Source organism: Burkholderia sp. Ac-20384, from assembly GCF_017104605.1.
Classification (GTDB): domain Bacteria; phylum Pseudomonadota; class Gammaproteobacteria; order Burkholderiales; family Burkholderiaceae; genus Burkholderia; species Burkholderia lata.
This window is the reverse complement of sequence record NZ_JAAGPE010000493.1, coordinates 1-4,042: the sequence shown is the minus strand read 5'-3', so window position 1 is coordinate 4,042 and position 4,042 is coordinate 1. Positions and strand designations below refer to the sequence as shown.

General features: G+C 70.1%; 4 protein-coding genes. All 4 read right to left on the bottom strand.

Annotated features, from left to right (window positions below; translation table 11 throughout):
* Positions 1-295: iron chelate uptake ABC transporter family permease subunit (locus G3O00_RS40420; protein ID WP_206146340.1), on the bottom strand; the 295-nt coding region annotated here is incomplete at its 3' end.
* The gene (locus G3O00_RS40415; protein ID WP_206146339.1) at positions 292-1,308 is read right to left on the bottom strand and encodes an ABC transporter substrate-binding protein; all 1,017 of its coding nucleotides are present in this window, start codon (positions 1,306-1,308) and stop codon (positions 292-294) included. The genes G3O00_RS40415 and G3O00_RS40420, both read right to left, overlap by 4 nt.
* Positions 1,305-2,102: an ABC transporter ATP-binding protein gene (locus G3O00_RS40410; RefSeq protein ID WP_174935449.1), complete on the bottom strand. Its 798-nt coding sequence runs from the start codon at positions 2,100-2,102 to the stop codon at positions 1,305-1,307. Before G3O00_RS40410 ends, G3O00_RS40415 begins: the two co-directional genes overlap by 4 nt.
* On the bottom strand, positions 2,102-4,042 hold a 1,941-nt coding region (locus tag G3O00_RS40405), incomplete at its 5' end, for a TonB-dependent receptor (RefSeq protein ID WP_206146338.1). The genes G3O00_RS40410 and G3O00_RS40405, both read right to left, overlap by 1 nt.

The following is a 4,042-nucleotide window of genomic DNA, read 5'->3' as shown; positions in this document are numbered from 1 at the left end:
CCGCCTGCAGCGCCACGCCGACCGCTGCCAGCGTCGCGCCGACGATCGCGGCCAGCAACGCGCGCGGCATCCGGATCAGCCAGACGATGCTGTCGTCGCCCGCCCCTGCCGCGAATGCGCCCGCGTCGCCAAACGCCGACACGATGTGCGTGGCGACGATCCTCACCGCCGCCGGCATCGCGATCGGCGCCGGGCCGAACGCGGCCGACGCGACGATCGACACGATCAACAGCAACGTCAGCGCCGGCAGCACCACGCGCATGCCGGGCCGCGATGCACGCACGTGCACGCTCATCGCGCCGACCCGGCGAACGCGGCCGGATACAGCGCGCGCGCCAGCGTCTCGACGGCCGCGACGTTCTCGGGGCCCGGCGTCGCCGCATCGTACGGAATCACGATGAAGCGCCGGTCGCGGATCGCAGCCACGCGCGCGAGCGACGGCTGGCTCAGCAGGAACTGCTGCTTCTGCGCGGCCGTCACGGCCGAATAGTCGACGATCACGATCACCTGCGGATCGCGCGCAACTACGCTTTCCCAGCTCACCTGCGTCCAGCTGCGCGGCAGGTCGGCCATCACGTTGCGCGCCCCGGCCGCCGTCAGCAGCGCAGTCGGCATCGCGAGCCCGCCGGCCGTCATCGGCTTGTCGGTGCCGCTGTCGTAGACAAACACGCGCAGCGGCGCCGGATGCCCGATCGCACGCGACACCGCCACGAGACGCGCGCGCATCGCGGCAACGACCTGCGCGGCGCGCGCGTCGACGCCGAAGATCCGGCCGAGATTGCTCAGGTCGCGGAACACGTCGTCGAACGAGGCCGCTGACTGCTTCATCACGTGCGAACACGATTCGGTCAGCTCGTACGTGCGGATACCGAACGGCGCGAGCGTCGCGGGCGTCACCGCGCCGCCGACATGCATCCCGTAGTTCCAGCCCGCGAGATAGAAGTCGGCGCGCGCGGCCGCGAGCACCTCGAGCGACGGATACTGGCTTGCCAGTTCGGGCACACCGCGCAGCGCATCGCGCACGCGTGCCGTGCCCGTCTTCCAGCCGCCGATGCCGGTGTAGCCGACGAGGCGATCCTTCAGGCCGAGCACGAGCATCATCTCGGTCAGGTTCACGTCGTTGCTCACCGCACGCGTCGGCGCGCGCTCGAACGTCACGTCGCGATCGCAACTGCGCACGGTGACGGGATAGGCCGCCGCATGCGCGGCCGCGCAGCCGAGCACGGTCGCGGCAACCAGCCGGCGGGATACCGGCAATAAAGCGGACGACAAAGCGGACGACAAAAAGGGAGGCGGCATGGCGGTCATTCCGGATGAAGCGGCGTGATGCGCGGCCGGCCCGTGACGGGATGGCGATCGACGAGCGCGGCGACGCCGAACACGTCGCGCAGCAGCGCTTCGGTCAGCACGTCGGCCGGCACGCCCGATGCGACGACCCTGCCGTGCGCGAGCACGTGGAGCCGGTCGCAATACGCGGCCGCGAGATTGAGGTCGTGAATCGTGGCGAGCGTCGCGATGCCGAGGCGCCGTACGCGCGCGAGCAGTTCGAGCTGATGGCGCAGGTCGAGATGGTTGGTCGGTTCGTCGAGCAGCAGCAATTCAGGCTGCTGCGCGAGCGCGCGGGCCAGCAGCGCGCGCTGCTTCTCGCCACCCGACAGCGACGCGAAGCGTTGCGCACGGCGCTCGACGAGGCCGACGTCGTGCAGCGCGGATTCGACGATCCGGCGATCGTCCGCCGTCTCCGCATCGAACGGCCGCTGGTGCGGCGTGCGGCCCATGCCGACCAGTTCGTCGACCGTCAGCCCGAAATCGTCCGGCGTCTCCTGCTGCAGCACCGCGATGCGCTGCGCGACCGCGCGCGGCCGCATGCGCCACACGTCCTGCGCATCGAGCGCGACACGGCCGGCATCGGGCCGCGCGTAACGGAACACGCAGCGCAGCAGGCTCGTCTTGCCGCTGCCGTTCGGGCCGACCAGCCCGACGAACTCGCCGTCGGCCACGCTCAACGTCACCGAATCGAGCACGGTGATCGCGCCGCCGGGCGACCAGCTCACGCGTTCGATGTCGAGCATGTGCGTCACGGGAGGCTCGTCGCGCCGCATCAGAAGCGCATCGTCGCGACGAGCTCCGCCGAGCGCGACGGGCCGAGCAGCCATTGCTCGCCGCCGTTCGACGTCGTCACCGCATACGTGCGGTTCGCGAGATTGCGCAGGTAGAGCGCGAGCTCGGTGCGTGACGTCGGCTGCCAGCGCAGCGACGCATCGAACACCGTGTACGACGGCACCTGCACGCGGTTCGCGTCGTCGCCGTACGTCGCGCCGACGTAACGCACGCCCGCGTTCGCCTGCCAGCGCTCGGCAAACGCCCAGCCGAGCCACAGGTTCGCCGTCTGCTGCGGCACGTTGGCGGGCGCATTGCCGGCGCGCGACACCGTCGCGCTGCCGACCTTCTGGTTGAACTCGTCATAGCGCGCGCGCAGCAGCGCGACGTTCGCATCGACCGTCCAGCCGTGCGGCAGCCGCGCACCGCCCGTCAGCTCGATGCCGCGCGACGATTGCCAGCCGACCTGCTGGCGCAGCGCGGGATTGAACGGATCGGTGCTCAGCAGGTTGCGCTTCGTGATGTCGTACACGGCGAACGTCCAGTATGCGCGGCCGTCGAGCAGCGTCTGCTTGACGCCGGCTTCCCACTGTTCGCCGGTCGCGAGCCGGTAGTTCGCCTGCGACGCGGACAGCGTCACGAGCGAACCGAGGCCCTCCGCGCCCGTCGTGTATTGTGCATACGCGCTGAGCGTCGGCGCGACTTCGAACACGAAGCCCGTGCGCCAGCCAACGTTCGCGAAACGCTTGTCGAAGCCCGCACCGGTCGCCGCCTGCTCGCGGCTGAACGCGATGTGGTCGTAGCGCAGGCCGCTCACCCACGCGAGCCGCGGCAGCACTTCGAGCCGGTTCTCGGCGAACACCGCGGCCTGCCGCGCCCGCGTGCTGAACTGCGGCACCGTCGGGTCGGGGCTCGTGAACACGCCGGGATCGAAGCCGTGCGCGGGCACCGTCGATTCACCGCCGTACGGCGAATTGTTGGTCCCGCTGAACGTGATCTGGCTGAATTCCGTGCCGACGACGAAGCGGTTCGCGCGGCCGAACAGCGTCCCGTCGAAGCGGGCGCTCAGCCGATCGCCGATCTGCCGCTGATGGTGGCCGATGTCGAGATAGTCGCTGCGCGTGACGAGACCCGTCGCGGCATCGAGCGCATACGATTCCGCATTGCGCCAGTGGCGGTTCGACGTCAGGTAGTAGAGCTGGTTGTCGATCGTCACGCCGGCCGTCGGCCGGTAGCTGGCCGACAGGCGCGTCCACTGGTCGTAGTAGGAAATCGTCGCATCGCCGACGTTGTAGTTGAGCTTGCGCAGCGACGGATCGAGCACGCCGTTCGGCGCCGGCACGCCATAGTAGGTCGCCGGCATCTGGCGGCCGTAGTCGAAGTCGAGCGTCAGCGTGAGCTTCGGGCTCACGTCGAATTTCAGCGCGCCACCGACGGCCGTCGTATGCGTATCGGCCCGCTCGGCGAGACCGTTCGCGCGCGCATCGCTCGCGTAGAAGCGATACGACAGCTGCGGGCCGAGCGCGCCCGTCGTATCGAACGCGGCGCGCTTCGCGCCGTCGGGGCCGACACCGATCTGCAGCGTCGTCTCGCGTGTGCGCTGGGGCCGCTTCGGCACCACGTTCACGACACCGCCGATCGCCCCTTCGCCGTACAGCACCGACGCCGGGCCGCGCAGCACCTCGATGCGCTCGACCGACCATGTATCGAACGGGAACGTGATCGTGCCGGCGGCCGGCATCAGCCGCACGCCGTCGAGCAGCGTCATCACCGATTCCTGCCCGCTGAAGCCGCGCACGCTCAATGCAGTGCCGCCGGTGCCGGGCGCCATCGCGCTCGAAAAACCCGCGGTGCGCGTCACCGCATCGAGCACCGTGCGATCGCCGCGCGCGTCGATCGTGCCGGCCGTGACCGTCTCGACGCTCGCGGGCGTGTCGAGGCA

Excerpts from the sequence above, each read along its gene's own strand:
- G3O00_RS40415 (WP_206146339.1), bottom strand. The coding sequence starts at position 1,308 with ATGACCGCCATGCCGCCTCCCTTTTTGTCGTCCGCTTTGTCGTCCGCT.
- G3O00_RS40410 (WP_174935449.1), bottom strand. The coding sequence starts at position 2,102 with ATGCGGCGCGACGAGCCTCCCGTGACGCACATGCTCGACATCGAACGC.